Annotated in this window: 17 protein-coding genes; 12 read left to right on the top strand and 5 right to left on the bottom strand. The window is 35.9% G+C overall.

The annotated features are described in order from the left end of the window. Positions 1–5: 5 nt before the first annotated feature. Positions 6–515 (top strand): DUF3087 domain-containing protein, encoded by a 510-nt coding sequence (locus Q4503_RS05345; protein WP_303601603.1) that lies wholly within the window; start codon positions 6–8, stop codon positions 513–515. A 137-nt stretch (positions 516–652) separates the two neighbouring features. Here Q4503_RS05345 and infA read toward each other — a convergent pair whose 3' ends face one another. The 5 genes from infA to ald form a co-directional block, all read right to left on the bottom strand. Beyond that, entirely contained in the window at positions 653–871 is a 219-nt protein-coding gene (infA, locus tag Q4503_RS05340; RefSeq protein WP_011043571.1) for a translation initiation factor IF-1, read from the bottom strand. A gap of 171 nt (positions 872–1042) precedes the next feature. Next, positions 1043–1759 carry an arginyltransferase gene (locus Q4503_RS05335; RefSeq protein WP_303601602.1) on the bottom strand — a complete coding sequence of 239 codons (717 nt, stop codon included), beginning with the start codon at positions 1757–1759 and terminating at the stop codon, positions 1043–1045. A 116-nt stretch (positions 1760–1875) separates the two neighbouring features. Further along, complete coding sequence (gene aat / locus Q4503_RS05330; RefSeq protein ID WP_303601601.1) at positions 1876–2610, bottom strand: leucyl/phenylalanyl-tRNA--protein transferase; 735 nt, start codon at positions 2608–2610, stop codon at positions 1876–1878. A 98-nt stretch (positions 2611–2708) separates the two neighbouring features. Continuing rightward, positions 2709–3656: a thioredoxin-disulfide reductase gene (gene trxB, locus Q4503_RS05325; protein ID WP_303601600.1), complete on the bottom strand. Its 948-nt coding sequence runs from the start codon at positions 3654–3656 to the stop codon at positions 2709–2711. Between the two features lie 187 nt (positions 3657–3843). Next, positions 3844–4962, bottom strand: a complete 1119-nt coding sequence (gene ald, locus Q4503_RS05320; protein ID WP_303601599.1) for an alanine dehydrogenase — start codon at positions 4960–4962, stop codon at positions 3844–3846. 221 nt (positions 4963–5183) lie between these two features. Between ald and lrp the strand changes: the two genes are divergently transcribed. The 11 genes from lrp (at position 5184) to Q4503_RS05260 (ending at position 16774) form a co-directional block, all read left to right on the top strand. Then, positions 5184–5666 (top strand): leucine-responsive transcriptional regulator Lrp, encoded by a 483-nt coding sequence (gene lrp, locus Q4503_RS05315; RefSeq protein WP_215974123.1) that lies wholly within the window; start codon positions 5184–5186, stop codon positions 5664–5666. A 105-nt stretch (positions 5667–5771) separates the two neighbouring features. Next, a complete protein-coding gene (locus Q4503_RS05305) occupies positions 5772–8321 on the top strand; it encodes a DNA translocase FtsK (protein WP_368506794.1) in 2550 nt (849 codons plus the stop codon). A gap of 11 nt (positions 8322–8332) precedes the next feature. Next, on the top strand, positions 8333–9073 hold the full coding sequence (gene lolA / locus Q4503_RS05300; RefSeq protein ID WP_303601598.1) for an outer membrane lipoprotein chaperone LolA: 741 nt from the start codon (positions 8333–8335) through the stop codon (positions 9071–9073). Positions 9074–9218: 145 nt separating this feature from the next. Next, complete coding sequence (locus tag Q4503_RS05295) at positions 9219–10547, top strand: replication-associated recombination protein A (RefSeq protein WP_303601614.1); 1329 nt, start codon at positions 9219–9221, stop codon at positions 10545–10547. Next, the gene (crcB, locus tag Q4503_RS05290) at positions 10540–10941 is read left to right on the top strand and encodes a fluoride efflux transporter CrcB (protein WP_215974120.1); all 402 of its coding nucleotides are present in this window, start codon (positions 10540–10542) and stop codon (positions 10939–10941) included. Before Q4503_RS05295 ends, crcB begins: the two co-directional genes overlap by 8 nt. Before the next feature lie 59 nt (positions 10942–11000). Next, positions 11001–12281, top strand: a complete 1281-nt coding sequence (serS, locus tag Q4503_RS05285) for a serine--tRNA ligase (protein ID WP_215974119.1) — start codon at positions 11001–11003, stop codon at positions 12279–12281. Between the two features lie 332 nt (positions 12282–12613). Then, positions 12614–13120 carry a TlpA disulfide reductase family protein gene (locus Q4503_RS05280; RefSeq protein ID WP_303601597.1) on the top strand — a complete coding sequence of 169 codons (507 nt, stop codon included), beginning with the start codon at positions 12614–12616 and terminating at the stop codon, positions 13118–13120. Positions 13121–13215: 95 nt separating this feature from the next. Then, positions 13216–14358, top strand: coding sequence for a M14-type cytosolic carboxypeptidase (locus Q4503_RS05275; RefSeq protein ID WP_215974118.1), 1143 nt, complete (start codon positions 13216–13218; stop codon positions 14356–14358). A 122-nt stretch (positions 14359–14480) separates the two neighbouring features. Further along, positions 14481–15989 (top strand): sodium:alanine symporter family protein, encoded by a 1509-nt coding sequence (locus Q4503_RS05270; RefSeq protein WP_303601596.1) that lies wholly within the window; start codon positions 14481–14483, stop codon positions 15987–15989. A 107-nt stretch (positions 15990–16096) separates the two neighbouring features. Continuing rightward, the gene (locus Q4503_RS05265) at positions 16097–16423 is read left to right on the top strand and encodes a hypothetical protein (protein WP_303601595.1); all 327 of its coding nucleotides are present in this window, start codon (positions 16097–16099) and stop codon (positions 16421–16423) included. 12 nt (positions 16424–16435) lie between these two features. Continuing rightward, positions 16436–16774, top strand: coding sequence for a YeaC family protein (locus Q4503_RS05260; protein ID WP_215974115.1), 339 nt, complete (start codon positions 16436–16438; stop codon positions 16772–16774). Positions 16775–16826: the final 52 nt, after the last annotated feature.

Below are 16826 nucleotides of genomic sequence, written 5' to 3'. Positions count from 1 at the left end.
TCTTAATGCAGTTAATCAATATAGATAAACAACGTTACAGAAAACATTTAAACATAGTAATAGCCGGATTTATTGGTACTTTATTAATTTTGTCTTTAATTTTTGGTCAACTGCTTATTGCCTGTTTTGCCCAAGAAGGGGTAAGTAACTTTAGGTATAATCTACTTGGCGTGATTCTCGCTTTGCTTGCATGTGCTGGCATTATGCATACATTAAAAAGCTCTGATGCATTTAAAGAGATTTACTATGTATGGCAGATAAAACAACTACAAAATCTAATTTATCGAAAATTGAAAAAAATTAAAGTGGGTGTAAGTAATGATGAGCACAATGCTTTAATTATTTTAGTTTTTTATTATCAAAGTTTAATACAAGTTTATCGACTCGATGATAATACCCTAACTATTTCTGAAGTAGAAAAAAGGCTCAGTGACTTACAAGATACTATTGCTGAAAAAAATCTAACGGTAAGTGCTGACCAGTTTGAGCAGAAGTTACTAGATGATTATCGTTAATCATTGTCCTTATTTATTATGAACAAAAAAAACCAGTATTTAATTAAATACTGGTTTTTTAATTTTTAACATTAACTAATAATAAGTAACTATAAAAATTATTAGTGGTAGTGCTATATTATCTTTAGCGCAATAAACTATCTGGCACGGAAAATAATGCGACCTTTAGATAAATCATATGGCGTTAACTCAACAGTTACTTTATCGCCAGTTAAAATACGAATATAGTTTTTACGCATTTTTCCTGAAATATGAGCAGTAACCACATGGCCATTCTCTAATTCAACTCGGAACATAGTGTTAGGTAACGTGTCTAAAACCGTACCTTGCATTTCAATATTTTCTTCTTTCGCCATGGGGCGCTAAACCTCTATATGTTGTGCAAACAAGCAATAAGTTCAAATTAAATTGTTATAAATTATTGCCGATAAAAAAAGCTGCGCGAATAATGCCTAATTGTGCAGCTAATGTAAAGCTTTGTGGCGGTTTATTTATGAGAGATATTAAATAACATTAGAGAAATTATATTATTTTTGAACAAGTAACCATTGTTGCTTGGTAAATATTTCATAAGGAAAATATCTATTTTTGTAATTCATTTTTTTACAATCATCTATTTGATAACCTAAGTATAAAAAGGGTAAATTGAATTTTTTACAAAACTCTATTTGAGTCAGAATAGAAAAAACACCTAAACCATTTGCTCTATAATCAGGGTGATAAAAGGTATACACCGCAGACAAACCATTAGTTAATACATCAGTTACTGCTAGACACACTAACTTTTTGTCGTTATTTTCTTCTAACCAAGTCTCAATAAATAATTGTTTAGTTAACTTACTAGAAAGAAAGGTTTGAAATTGCTCATAATTTGCAGGAAACATGCTGCCGTCTTGATGACAGGTATTAATATAAGTTTCATACAAAGGGTAATATTCATCTTTTAATTGCTCAGAGGTCGTAATTTTGAAATGTGCATTTCGTTTTAATGAACGTTTTTGGCTTTTAGAAGGTTGAAATTCATTCACAATAACCCGCACAGAATTACAAGCATTGCAGCTAGGGCAATGAGGCCGATAAGATTGGTCGCCACTGCGACGAAAACCTTCCATCATCAATATGCTGTAACCACGATTATTTTGTAATCGTTCATCAATAGCAATTAATAAACGCTCTTCTTTGTTAGGCAAGTAACTACAAGGAAAGGTTTTTGTTATACCTACTTTAAAAGTATCATCATTCATAGAGAGTTATTACTTATCTTTTGATTTGCTTATTAATTTTATGTAAAGGAGTTTAGTTGATGCTATGGATTTATGATAATTACCTAATATCTGTTGACCTAGTTACTTATCTGCGATTACTCACTTAAGTTTAGTTCACGAGTATGCCAAAAATTTTTATCGATCGTTAGATCGATAGCTTTATTTTTTAAATCAATAAAATCATCTCGAGTCACCTCGCTTGCGCCCATGTCGGCTAAAAAAGGGTTAAGTAACTGGCAATCAATAAAATCTACGTTAACCGAACTTAATAATTTACTTATTGCTACCAAGGCAAATTTAGAGGCATTAGGTTTGCTATAAAACATGGATTCACCAGAAAAGAAACCATTAATAGCGATGCCGTATAAGCCACCGACAAGCTCTTCTTTTGGTGATAATGCGTCATCATTATTTATTTGCCAAACTTCGATTGAATGGGCAAAGCCAAGTTGATGTAAGTTGATATAAGCTGATTCCATTTCAGGCAAAATCCAGGTGTCATCATTACGAAAGGGAGCATTAGCACATTGTTTAATAACTTGTTCAAAGGCTGAATTAAGGGTGATTTTATAAGGTGATTTTTTTATTGCTTTACGCAAGGTACGGTTCACATGTAAATCAGAAAATTTAATAATGGCTCTAGGATTTGGAGACCACCACATTAGCGGGTCACCTTCACTAAACCAAGGAAATATTCCATGGCTGTATGCATTTATTAATCGATTGGGTTGTAAATCGCCGCCTAAAGCTAATAAACCATTAGGATCAGTGAGCGCAGAGCTAACAGGAGGAAAGGCCACGTTATTATCGTTGAGTTGATATAGGCGCATATTATCCTAAAAATTTTATGCTAAGAGAATTGTAAGACTTATTATAAGCATATAGTTAATCAAGCTAGTAAACTATATGCTTAAACTTTTTTTGGTCACTATTGAGCGTCTAGGTAGCGTTCAGCATCTAAAGCAGCCATACAACCAGCACCAGCAGAGGTAATGGCTTGACGATAGATGTGGTCAGCAACATCACCTGCCGCAAAAATGCCTTCTACGCTTGTTTGCGTTGCATTACCTTGCGTACCACTTTGAATAGTTAAGTAACCATTTTCCATTGCTAATTGGTCTTTAAAAATATCGGTATTTGGTTTGTGGCCAATGGCGATAAATACACCTGCAACATCAATAACTTCAGTAGTATCAGAGTTGGTTTCTTTTAAACGTAAACTTGTTACACCCATGTTATCACCTAAGACTTCATCTAAGGTGCGATCGGTGTGTAAAACGATATTACCGTTTTTCACTTTTTCGTATAAGCGATCCGTTAATATTTTTTCAGATTTAAAAGTATCACGACGGTGAACAAGGTGTACTTCGCTAGCAATATTTGATAAGTACAGTGCTTCTTCAACAGCAGTATTACCACCACCAACAACAGCAACTTTTTGATTTTTATAAAAGAAACCATCACAAGTAGCACAGGCTGACACACCACGGCCCATAAAGGCTTCTTCAGAAGGTAAACCTAAATATTGTGCCGATGCGCCAGTACAAATAATTAATGCATCACAAGTATATTCACTGCTGCCTGTTAATTTATAAGGTTTAGAAGAAAAATCTACTGATTCAATATGATCAAAAACAATTTCAGTATCGAATTTTTCAGCATGCTTCTGCATACGTTCCATCAATGCTGGACCGGTTAAATCGTCAGCATCTCCTGGCCAGTTTTCTACTTCTGTTGTTGTTGTTAATTGACCACCTTGTTGCATGCCGGTGATTATTACAGGTTTTAAATTTGCACGTGCTGCATATACAGCAGCAGTGTAACCTGCAGGGCCTGAGCCTAGAATAAGTAGTGGGCAATGTCTAACGTCGCTCATGAATGAGTTCTCCAGAATTTTTGATAGTAATATATTTGAAAGATGTATAGCTTTATTAATTGGGATGATAAGAGGTTCTATCAAGGGTGTATAGTGAGAATATGCATTTTTCGAAAAAGAAATAAAAAAAAGAGCACAAATTTTAATTTGTACTCTTAATAAAATTTACCTTTTAAAGACTTAAATACTAAAAGTTAAGTGCTGTCTTTGCTTCGACAAACTCATAACCTAAAACATCAGCTACTGGCTTATAAGTAATTTTACCTGCAGCAACGTTTAACCCTGCTAATAAATGCTCATCTTCAAGTAAAGCTTGTTTAGCACCTTTATTGGCAATAGTAACAGCAAAAGGTAATGTTGCATTAGTGAGTGCAATTGTAGATGTTCTTGCTACGCCACCAGGCATATTAGCAACACAATAATGAACAACATCATCAACCACGTATGTTGGGTCTTGATGAGTTGTTGCTTTGGATGTTTCAAAACAACCGCCTTGATCAATCGCAACATCAACTACAACAGCGCCTTTTTTCATTGCTTTAATGTGTGCTTTAGTGACTAATTTCGGCGCTTCAGCGCCAGGTATTAAGACGGCACCAATGACTAAATCTGCTTCAACAATTAATTGTGCCATTGCATCAGCTGTTGAATAAACTGTTTTTAAACGTCCGTCAAATTCAGTATCTAATTGACGTAAACGTGTTAATGAACGATCTAATATTGTTACGTCTGCACCCATACCAACAGCCATACGAGCCGCTTGAGTACCAACAACACCACCACCAACAACGAGTACTTTTGCTGGTGCCACGCCAGGCACACCACCAAGTAAAGCGCCTAAACCACCTTGTGCTATCTCTAATGCATGTGCACCTGCTTGGATAGACATGCGACCAGCGACTTCAGACATAGGTGCTAGTAAAGGTAAACCACCGGTAGGAGACGTTACAGTTTCATAAGCAATACAAGTAGCACCTGAAGCAATTAATAACTCAGTTTGTTTAGGGTCTGGTGCTAAATGCAAATAGGTAAATAAAATTTGGCCAGGTCTTAGCATTTTACATTCAATAGGCTGTGGCTCTTTTACTTTAATTATCATATCTGCAGTTGCAAATATCTCTGTAGCGTTATCAATTATTTTTGCACCAGCTTCTATATATTGTGCATTGTCAAAACCAATAGCGGCGCCGCCATTATTTTCAACAAGTACTTGATGACCATTTACCGATAACTCTTTAACACCTGCGGGTGTTAAACCTATACGGTACTCGTGGTTTTTAATTTCTTTAGGTACACCAATAATCATAATCTTATCTCTCTTAAGTTAAATTATGATACCCAAGCTACCTCAAAATATAGTGTTGTGTACTACATCTAAGCTAGCTTGGGTATCAGGCAGCTTATTAAAGAAAACTGCCTCGTTAGAGTGAGTAGTATAAAAGTGTTTTAATAGAATAACCTGTCGAAATTTATCGTTTTCCATTATATAATCCTAGAATTAAATAAAAATATAGTGATATATCCAGTATGCCTTTAGTAACAAATAAAGTGATAGATCGTATTGATAAGAATATTCTTGTTGAACTGCAAAAAGACGGTAGGTTATCAAATGTAGAATTATCAAAGCGTATAGGTTTAAGTCCAACAGCTTGTTTAGAAAGGGTTAGGCGACTTGAAAAAGAAAAATATATCACAGGCTACCAAGCAAATTTGAATTCAACAAAGTTAAACCTTGCTTTATTGGTCTTCGTTGAAATAACCTTGTCTAAAACTAGTCCTGATGTTTTTGATGATTTTGCTAGTGCAGTGCATGATTTAGATGTTATACAAGAATGCCATTTAGTTTCTGGAAATTTTGATTTTCTTCTAAAAACCCGTGTAAAAGACATGCTAGCTTATCGGCAATTATTAGGCGATATCCTCTTAAGGTTACCTGGCGTAAGTGAAAGTAGGACTTATGTTGTTATGGATGAAATTAAATCCAGTAATATCTTACCAATTAAGCGATAATTTGTTATTTTAACCGTACCATTGCTTCTTCAAAATGCCTATTAGTCTATTTTGGGTTAACATGGTTACATATAACACTCATCTTCTTTTATCATGGAATTTTAATTGTCTTCAGAACTCGTAAAAAATACTGACGAAACCAGTCAAAAATCTGTTAATACGCCGACTGACGAGCTAACTACACAATTAAGCGGTGTACAACGCTTATTAGAAACAGGCTTACTGTTTTTTAGTGTCTTGGCTATGTTTTTAATGTTGGCATTATTTAGCTTTGATCCAGCTGATCCCGGCTGGGCACAAACTGGTTATCAAACCCAAATTAGAAACCTTGGTGGTGCTGTAGGCGCTTATCTTTCTGATTTATTATTAAACCTTTTCGGCTATATTGCTTATACCTTACCTTTTGTTGTTGCACTTATTGGCTGGCTATTATTCCAAAAATTTCATCAATTAATGCAATTAGATTATTTGACTATTGGCTTGAAACTGATCGGTTTTATCCTTTTTTATATGGGGATAACTTCATTAGCAAGTATGAATTTTAACGATATATACTATTTTTCGGCCGGTGGAATTTTAGGTAATGTATTAAGTGACACCTTCCGTCCTTACTTTTCATTTGTTGGTAGTACATTAATTTTCTTAATGTTTACTTGTTCAGGCTTTGTATTATTAACTGGTTTTTCGTGGTTGAACTTTATTGATGATGTAGGTCGTTACTGTATTTCTTTCTTTATGTTGTTAAAGAACCTTCCACAGTTGATAAAAACTCAGTTTGGTACGGGTGATGCCAATACAGATGAAAAAATTGACAATGAGTTAGAAAAAAATTCAATAGCAGAAGAGCTCAACAATGATGAACCGGTAGTTGAAGAACCTGCTAAGAAAAAAATATCAATACCGTTTTTTAATAAGAACTCAACCCCTGAAGTGTCAGAAAAACCTGAAACTCAAGAGCCATTTGTTGATATTGACGACTTAATGGATGGTCCTTTTAGTATCAATATTCAAGAGCATGTTGATGATTCTGAAATTACAGCTGCTTTTAGCACAGTTGAAAAAATTGATGTGGCCGACGATTTGCAGCCACGTGGTAAACTGTCAGCTAGTTCTGATACCAGCCAAGTTAATTTGGTACCCAGTGTTGAAGATAAATTTGAGGGTATGCCGTCAATTGATTTATTAGATAGGGCAGACAAAGCGAAAAACCCAATTAATCAAGAAGAACTAGAGCAGGTTAGTCGTTTAGTTGAAGCTAAGTTACTTGACTTTAAAGTAGTGGCACAAGTTGTTGCTGTATATCCTGGGCCTGTTATCACCCGTTTTGAATTAGATTTAGCACCAGGTATGAAGGTGAGTAAAATTAGTTCATTATCAAAAGATTTAGCGCGAGCCTTATCTGCTATAAGTGTCCGTGTAGTTGAGGTGATTCCAGGTAAGTCTGTGATCGGTTTAGAGTTACCTAATAAGCACAGAGAAATTGTTCGGTTAAGTGAAGTTATTTCTTGTAAAGAATTTGAAGAGTCAAGTTCATCATTAACTATGGTATTAGGTAAGGATATTGCGGGCGAGCCGGTTGTTGTTGATTTAGCAAAAATGCCTCATTTACTCGTGGCAGGTACTACAGGCTCTGGTAAGTCTGTTGGTGTTAATACCATGATTGTAAGTTTATTGTATAAATCGACTCCTGAAGATGTACGCTTAATTATGATTGACCCTAAAATGCTTGAATTAAGCGTTTATGAAGGTATTCCACATCTGTTAGCTGAAGTGGTTACAGACATGAAAGATGCCGCTAATGCTCTTCGTTGGTGTGTTGCTGAAATGGAACGTCGTTATAAGCTTATGTCAGCTTTGGGAGTTCGTAATTTAAAAGGCTATAACAAGAAAGTTTTAGGGGCGATGAAAGAAGGTGAGCCTATTATTGATCCGTTATGGCAACCTAGCGATGGTTTAGATCAAACACCACCACAATTAGAAAAATTACCGAGTATTGTTGTTATTGTTGATGAGTTTGCTGACATGATGATGATTGTTGGTAAAAAAGTAGAAGAATTAATCGCACGAATTGCACAAAAAGCCCGTGCTGCAGGCATTCATTTAATACTTGCAACGCAACGTCCTTCTGTAGATGTCATTACCGGGTTAATTAAAGCAAATATTCCGACACGTATGGCGTTCCAAGTATCATCAGGTTTAAACTCTCGAACAATTTTAGACCAACAAGGGGCAGAGCAGTTGCTTGGTATGGGCGATATGCTTTATTTACCGCCTGGCACAGGCGTTCCTACCCGTGTTCATGGTGCCTTTATTGATGATCATGAAGTACATGCTGTCGTTAAAGATTGGAAGTTACGCGGTGAGCCAAATTATATTGAAGAAATTTTAGCAGGTGGTAGTGATCCTGATATGTTACTGCCTGGTGAGCAGCCTGAAGGCAGCGAAGATGAAGAATTAGATACACTTTATGATGAAGCTGTTAATTTTGTTACTGAAAAGCGCCGTGTATCTATCTCGAGTGTCCAAAGACAATTCAGAATTGGTTATAACCGTTCAGCAAGAATTGTTGAACAAATGGAAATTCAAGGCATCGTATCTACTGCTGGCAATAACGGTGCTCGCGAAGTACTCGCCCCACCACCAATTAGAGATTAATTCGGATTAAAATGAATATGAATTATGTGAATATTATTACCCTAGCGCTAACATTAAATGTTGCTATAAATAACGTAGTGCAAGCAAATCAACTTGAACTCAATACCACTATACCTGTAAATAATGACGTGGCAGTAAAAGCACAAACTATGGCGAATGAATCCGTGATCACTACACAAACATCAGCCGCTAAAATCGAACTAATGGCTAAACTTGCTAATTTACACCATTTTAGCGCTAAGTTTGATCAACAAGTACAGAGCGAATCAGGCGATATACTTGAACAAAGCTCAGGAAAGTTAGCCATTAGCAAACCAAATTTAGCTAATTGGCATACGTCAGAGCCAGACGAGCTTTTGATTGTGTCTGATGGTGAGAATGTTTGGTTTTATAACCCATGGATCGAGCAAGTGAGTGTGTATTCTTTATCAGCTGCGATTGCACAAACGCCTATTTTATTGTTAACCAGCCAAGATGAGGCAATGTGGCAAGAGTATAGTGTTACTAATGAGGAAGATAACAGTTTTGTTATCACAGCAAAGGATGTAAACAGCCAAATTAAAAGTTTAACTTTGCTTTTTGATACAGACAAAGCTGGGGGGAAATTGAAACAGTTTTCCTTTTTAGATGCTACCGGTCAATTAAGTCATATTAAGCTAAGTGATTTTGACGATCATACGCTTCCTGAGGCAAATTTATTTAACTTTGTCGTGCCAGAAGGTGTGCAAATAGATGATCAACGCGCCAATTAGCTTATAACAGGAATGTGTGACTATTGTGGAAGACAATCAACAAACTAATTTATTTGGCTTAGCGTTAGAAACTTTTGATAACGAGCCAGTGAAAGATACTGTCTTAAGTTCAGCGTTATCTTCTAACGCGCCACTGGCAGCAAAAATGCGTCCTAAAAGCTTAGAGGACTATGTTGGGCAACAGCATATTCTTGGGGAAGAATCCCCTTTAAAACAAGCCATTATACAAGGCCATTGTCATTCGCTTATTTTCTGGGGCCCACCTGGCAGTGGCAAAACGACCCTAGCAGAAATTATAGCAACCCATGCTAATGCTAAAGTAGTTCGATTATCTGCAGTAACGTCAGGTATTAAAGATATTCGTCTTGCTATCGAACAAGCCAAAATTAGAGCTAATAATTCAACAACAGAAAGTAAAACAGTACTCTTTGTTGATGAAGTACACCGTTTTAATAAATCTCAACAAGATGCTTTTTTGCCCTTTATTGAAGATGGCACCATTATTTTTATTGGTGCGACTACTGAAAATCCAGCGTTTGAATTAAATCAGGCTATTTTATCTCGTGCGCGTGTTTATACGTTAAAAAAACTTAATGCGGATGAGTTATCTCAAGTACTTACAAGAGCAATCACCTTAGTCTCACAAGAACAAAGTATTAACATCAGCATAGACCAAGATGCTAAGCAGAGTTTATTAAACCGCAGCGATGGCGATGCTAGAAGACTACTTAACTTGTTAGAAAACTGTCTTGATAGCCAAACCGCTTTTTTATCGGGAAAAGAGCACCAGATAACAATATCTGTTGAACTAATAGCACAAGTAGCAGGCAGTAAAATAGCGCTTTATGATAAAAGTGGTGATGCCTTTTATGATTTAATTAGTGCCTTTCACAAATCCGTCAGAGGCTCAGATCCTAATGCTGCACTTTATTGGTATGCTAGAATTTTAACCGGCGGTGGTGATGCACTTTATGTAGCAAGACGCTTACTTGCGATAGCGAGTGAAGATATAGGTAATGCCGATCCACGTGCGATGCAATTAGCGATTAATGCCTGGGACACGTTTCATCGAGTAGGACCAAGTGAAGGTGAACGAGCTATTGCTCAAGCTGCGGTATACATGGCATTAGCGCCAAAAAGTAATGCCGTTTATATGGCTTTTAATCAAGCTAAAGTGTTAGCGGAGCAAACCTCAAGTTTAGATGTTCCCGATCACTTAAAAAATTCAACCAGTGAAATTACTAAAAATTTAGGCCATGGCGTTGATTATCGTTATGCTCATAATGAAATTAATGCTTTTGCCGCAGGTGAAAATTATTTTCCAGAAGCATTAGCGAAGGCGAATGAACAAGCCAGTGGCTATAATACCGATCTTTATCAACCTAGCGATCGTGGTTTAGAAAAACAATTAAAAGAAAAGCTCGATTATTTAAATCAGCTAAATCAAAACAGTAGTGAGCAACGCTATGAATAATGCGATTAGTAACCTAACTTTATATGCTTTTGTTGCTTTAGGTGGTGCTTGTGGTGCTAGTTTGCGTTTTTATATTTCGCAATTAGTGTTAAATTGGCTAGGAAAGGGGTTTCCTTTTGCAACATTGATGGTTAATATCACCGGCTCATTTATTATGGGTTTGTTATACCAATTAATAGAACATGAAATTTTAGATATTAATGTTCACAGAACCTTAATAGGTATTGGATTTTTAGGTGCTTTTACCACCTTTTCAACATTTTCATTAGACTCTTTGTTATTAATTCAACAAGGAGACTTACTAAAAGCCGGCATTAATATTATATTGAATGTGTCGCTTTGTATTGCTGCTGCTGGTTTAGGACTTTATTTAGTCTCAGCAATAGCCAAATAATATAACTTTTGTAGATTAATTTTAATCTTAATTTTAAACCAGAAATAACGTGAATAATTATGCTTGATGCCAAACAACTTAGAACAGATACAGATAACATTGCCACACAACTGGCAAAGCGTGGTTTTACCCTTGATATTGAAACCCTAAATGCGCTAGAAGAACAACGTAAAGCGATTCAAGTTAAAACCCAAGATTTACAAAATGAACGTAATACCCGTTCGAAATCTATTGGTCAAGCAAAAGCCCGCGGTGAAGATATTGCCCCATTACTTGCTGCTGTTAGCCAACTTGGTAATGACTTAGACGCTGCTAAAGCCGAGCAAGATGAAGTACTTGCTAAAATTAATGATATTGCCAGTGCGATACCTAATTTATTAGATGAATCAGTACCAGAAGGTAAAGATGAAGAGGATAACGTTGAAATTAAACGTTGGGGTACACCACGTGAATTTGATTTTGAAGTTAAAGACCACGTAGACCTAGGCTTCTCTGTCGATAAAGGATTAGACTTTGAAAGCGGTGCAAAATTAGCAGGCACACGTTTTGCTGTAATGCGCGGTAAAATCGCTAAGTTACACCGTGCATTAGCGCAATTTATGCTTGATATGCACACAGAAGAGCATGGTTATCAAGAAATGTACGTACCATACTTAGTTAATGCTAATTCTTTATATGGTACTGGACAATTGCCAAAGTTTGGTGAAGATTTATTTCATACCGATTTATCAGGTAAAAAATTCTCTTTAATACCTACATCAGAAGTACCGTTAACTAATATGTACCGTGATGAAATTGTTGAAGAATCAGAATTACCAATAAAAATGACCGCGCACACACCTTGTTTCCGTAGTGAAGCTGGCTCAGGTGGACGTGATATCAGAGGTCTAATTCGCCAGCATCAGTTTGATAAAGTAGAAATGGTGCAGTTGGTGAAACCTGAAAATTCATTTGAAGCACTAGATGAATTAACTAGTCATGCAGAAGCTATTCTGGAAAAATTAGAGTTACCGTATCGTACTATGGCATTGTGTAGTGGTGATGTAGGTTTTAGCGCAACTAAAACATTTGATTTAGAAGTTTGGTTACCAGCACAAAATACTTACCGAGAAATTTCTTCTTGTTCAAATATGGGGGCTTTCCAAGCGCGTCGTATGCAAGCTCGTTTCCGTAATAGTGAAACTAATAAACCAGAATTATTACATACCTTAAATGGCTCTGGTTTAGCCGTAGGTCGAACGTTAGTTGCGGTATTAGAGAATTACCAACAAGCCGATGGTAGTATTAATATTCCAACAGCATTACAACCTTATATGAATGGCTTAACCAAAATTGGTTAATTAGTTCGTAAATTACCGTTAGTCATTATTGTCGTTATTACTTTACGTCGTTATTCCGTAGGTGACTTAATACGGAATCTCGTATAGCTAGTTTTGTAAAGAAAGAGAGCCTGAATCAAGTTCAGGATGACAATAAGTCGTTGTTAGGATTGACGATAAATAGTTATTTAGAATAGTAATGGAACTACATTGATACTAACGATAATCCTTTGGAAAGAGCTATTAACACTTTATTAATAGCTCTTTTTTTATTATCTATTAAAATATTTCTGTAATAAATTACCACTTATCGGGTCTACTCCTTGTAACCTAAAATTTAAAGGAATATTCACTTGCTTACTACACTCCGTAATTTGTTCATTCAAGCGTTGATTGTTGTTGTCGTTTTTCAAACTGTATCTTATCTTCGCGAAACCAGCATGCTATCTTCTGATACTAAAATAACGCCAACGAGTGCATTGTCATTTACGCAAGTACCAACACTGTTAGGCGAGACAGTGTCATTAAATTCACAAGGTAAAAAAACGATTATTTATTTTTTTGCGCCGTGGTGTAAAATTTGTCATGTCAGTATTAGTAATTTGCAATCACTGTATGAAAAAAATAGCAATATTGATGTTATTGCAGTTGCGTTAGATTATAGAAAGCTTAGTGAAGTATCTGATTTTTCAAAAGACAAAAAATTAACCTTTCCTATAGCACTGGGAAATGAAGAAATTAAAAATGCTTTTTTAATTACTGCATACCCTAGTTACTATGTTATCGACGAAGAAAATACAGTTATTGGCAAATCTTTAGGGTATTCTTCTGAACTTGGTCTTTATTTAAGATCTCTATAGTGATCTTATTTATGTTTGTGTACACTGTTTCCTTACTCTTTAGTCCATACCGAGCAATAGATAAGTCGGTATGAAAGAAAAAGGCTTTCAATTTTATGCAAATATCTGACAACTTTGACAGCGGTAATATCCGTGTTATTGATGCAAGTAATATCAACAATATTCAATTAGAAATAAAACATGATAATCAATCTGAATTTTATCAGTGGTTTCATTTCAAACTCCAGACAGATACTAGTCCAAGTAATACTCGTCAAGAACATGTTCTTAATATTATTAATGCTGGAAAATCCGCTTATGTTGAGGGTTGGAAAGGTTATCAAGCGGTAGCATCGTATGATCGTGACCATTGGTTTCGTGTTCCTACCACCTTTGATGGTGATAAATTAACAATAACGATGACTCCTGAATTTGATTCTGTTTATTTCGCTTACTTCTCACCTTACAGTTATGAACGTCATCAAGACTTATTACATAATGCCCAAATGGATCTTGACTGTCAGTTACAAGTGTTAGGCCAAACAATTGATGGCAGAGATGTTAGTTTATTAAAAATTGGTGAAGAAGGTGAGGGGAAGCGTGTTATTTGGTTAACAGCACGTCAACATCCAGGTGAAACCATGGCCGAGTGGTTTATTGAAGGATTTCTAGATCGTTTACTTGATGAAGATGATGGTGTTGCACGTGCCTTATTAAATAAAGCAGTATTTTATATTGTGCCTAACATGAATCCCGATGGCAGTGTTCGTGGTCACCTGCGTACCAATGCTGTAGGTACCAACTTAAACCGTGAATGGTTATCGCCTTCAATGGAGAGAAGTCCTGAAGTTTATTTAGTACGTGAAAAAATGCTTGAAACAGGTGTTGATATGTTTTTAGACGTACATGGTGATGAAGCATTACCTGTTAACTTTGTAGCAGGTTGTGAAGGTGTAGTTAATTATGATGAACGCCATAAAGCACTTGAAGACAAGTTTAAAAGCATTTTATTGTCATTAACACCTGAATTTCAAGATGAACGTGGTTACGACAAAGATGAGCCTGGTCAAGCAAACCCTACAGTTGGAACAAATTGGGTCGGTAACCAATTTAAATGCTTAGCTTATACTATTGAAATGCCTTTTAAAGATAATGACTTACTTCCTGATTATAGTGTAGGTTGGTCTGATATTCGAAGTAGTCTACTAGGACGTGACTTCTTAACAGGTATCTATCACATGGTTGATGACTTAAGATAGATAACGCTTTACTGTATTCGTCAATGAAAATGTCACTAGAACATATAAATTGACGAATACATTTTCAAACTAAACACTATTTAATAAGTGTATAAAATAATAAAAATAAAGAGGAAGTTTACGTGCAAGATTTAGTCAATACTATTAATGGTTATATTTGGAGTAGTGCTCTGATCTACCTGTGCTTAGGTGCGGGTTTGTTTTTTACTGTGTTAACACGTTTTGTTCAAGTACGACAGTTTTCAGAAATGTGGCGTTTATTAATGTCAGGCCAAAGTTCAGAAAAGGGCATATCATCGTTTCAAGCTTTAGCCGTATCTTTATCTGGTCGTGTTGGTGCTGGTAATATCGCTGGTGTAGCTGCAGCTATAGGTTTTGGTGGGCCAGGTGCAGTTTTTTGGATGTGGATAGTTGCTTTTTTTGGTGCCGCGACAGCCTATATTGAATCTGCTAATGCACAAATTTATAAAGAAGAGCATGATGGTAAATATTATGGCGGTCCCGCTTATTATATTGAAAAAGCAATGGGGCAAAAATGGTATGCATGGACTTTTGCCATAGCCACAATTCTTGCTACGGGTGTGTTATTACCTACCGTACAATCGAATACAATAGGCACAGCTGTAGAGCAAGTTTTTTCTAATAGTGGCAGTATTGCAACAGGCATTGGTGTAATAAGTTATGCCAAACTCTATACAGCAACAGGTATAGTATTATTGCTTGGTTTTATCATTTTTGGTGGTATTAAACGGATCGCTAATTTTACACAAGTTGTTGTGCCATTTATGGCGCTAGCCTATATTTTAATTTCATTAATTATTATCGCGTTAAATATCACTGAACTACCCAGAGCATTTATGATGATTATTACTGATGCCTTTACGCCAATGGCCGGTTTTGGTGCTGCAATAGGTTGGGGGGTTAAACGTGGTGTCTATTCTAATGAAGCTGGTCAAGGTACTGGGCCTCATGCCGCAGCTGCAGCTGAAGTTGATCATCCTGCTCAGCAAGGGTTAGTACAATCATTCTCAGTATATATCGATACGCTATTTATTTGTTCTGCTACTGCATTTATGATTATTATTACCGGTGCTTATAATGTTCATGGTGTAGGTGATGGATTTATTGTGCAGAATGTAGCAAGTGATATTGCAGCCAATGGTCCAGAGTTTACGCAAATTGCAGTGGAAAGTGTTTTTACTGGCGTGGGTAAACCTTTTGTTGCTTTGGCATTATTCTTCTTTGCCTTTACAACTATATTGGCATATTACTTTATTGCTGAAAATAATATTTACTACATTAAGCGAACGTTTAAACTCCCAGGGGCAGTATTTATCCTAAAAGCCGTCATTATGATCGCTACTTTTTATGGTACTGTGAAAGCCGCTAATATTGCTTGGGGCTTAGGTGACATCGGTGTTGGGCTAATGGCTTGGTTAAATATTATTGGTATTATCATCATTTTCTTTATGTCGAAACCCGCGATAAAAGCGTTAAAAGATTATGAAGAACAACAAAAAGCCAATGTTGATAAATATACTTTTGATCCACAGAAACTAGGGATTAAAAATGCAACATTTTGGGAAAATCGTTTAGCAAAAGCTAAGAGTAACAAGATTAACGAGCCATAGTGCTGTATTAAGAGAAATAATAGTAAAAAACGTCTTTAGGGACGTTTTTTTTTGCCTGAAAAAGGGTAGAATATTGATAAAATAATGCGTTACAAAGGTTTATCAAAATGGCAGTAATTAATTGCCCTAGTTGCAAAAAAAAAATATCAGATAAAGCAAAAGACTGTAGCCACTGTGGATTAGCTTTACAAGCATTAGACAGTGAAAAGATCGCTAGTATAAATCGCGTCAATAGAATTAATAAAGCACAACGATTAATGAATTTTTCTTTTGTTGCTATGTTAATGTTTTGTGGCGGCTTTTTGTTTATGTTTTGGGATAATGTTGAACAAGGCACTTGGCAACATACATTAGCGATGATTTGTACCATTATTGGTTTTATTATGTATTTAGTTATCCGAGTAAAATTACTTCTCTTTAAACGAAAAAAATAACCTGAGTCTCTTATGAATTTACAAGATACAATTGAACATATGCCAGAGGCAATGTATTTACGTCTAAAATGTGCAGCTGAAACGGGTAAATGGCCAGAAGGCACTGTGGTAGAACAAGCTCAACGTGATACCGCGCTACAATTAATTATGGCCTATCAGGCTCGTCACTTAAATAGTGATGAAATGTTAACCATTGGTAGTGATGGTCAAATGGTACACAAAAATAAACGTCAATTAAAAGAACAATTTTCCTCCAATACTAAAGAAGAAACTGTTAGCGCAAGCTCCATAGCTAACTCAGAAAATGAAAGTTCAATTAAGAGCGATATTGCTCATTTTACCAACCTATAATAATCAAAAGTATATTTTCTAATTCATTTTTCTTAGAAGTATTGGATGTTTA

This window comes from Colwellia sp. 6_MG-2023, from assembly GCF_030547765.1.
GTDB lineage: Bacteria > Pseudomonadota > Gammaproteobacteria > Enterobacterales > Alteromonadaceae > Colwellia.
This window is presented reverse-complemented; position numbering and strand designations above follow the sequence as displayed.